The organism is Pseudomonas sp. UBA4617, from assembly GCF_002386445.1.
GTDB lineage: Bacteria > Pseudomonadota > Gammaproteobacteria > Pseudomonadales > Pseudomonadaceae > Aquipseudomonas.
The window spans coordinates 1-490 of the sequence record NZ_DGIR01000053.1; the positions used below are offsets into that span (position 1 = coordinate 1).

The 490-nt window shown below is 61.2% G+C and carries 1 protein-coding gene; it reads right to left on the reverse strand.

Going from position 1 to position 490, the window contains the following annotated elements:
* Window positions 1-51 precede the first annotated feature (51 nt).
* Window positions 52-490 (reverse strand): YebC/PmpR family DNA-binding transcriptional regulator (locus B4L76_RS22255; RefSeq protein ID WP_296235253.1); only part of this gene is annotated, 439 nt, incomplete at its 5' end.

The window sequence follows — 490 nt, forward strand, 5'->3', positions numbered from 1 at the left end:
CTGTGGGAGCGGGCTTGCCCGTGAATAGGCCCGAAAGGCCAAGCAAAAATCTTAGCCGAGTTTTTCCATGACCTCGTCGGAGATCTGGGCATTGGAATAGACGTTCTGCACGTCATCCAGGTCTTCGAGCATGTCGATCAGCTTGAGCACTTTCTCGGCGCCGTCCTGGTCAAGTTCGGCACTGGTGGTGGGCTGCATGACGATTTCTGCGTCAGCGGCCTTGAACCCCGCCTCTTCCAGGGCGTTGCGCACGGCGTAGAAACTGTTGAACGAGGTGAACACGTCGAACGAGCCATCGTCATTGGCCACCACGTCGTCGGCATCGGCTTCCATCGCCGCTTCCATCAGGGCGTCTTCTTCCACGCCCGGCGCGAAGCTGATCTGCCCCTTGCGCTCGAACAGGTAGGCCACCGAACCGTCGGTGCCGAGGTTGCCGCCGCACTTGGTGAACGCATGACGCACGGCGGCCGCGGTGCGGTTGCGGTTGTCG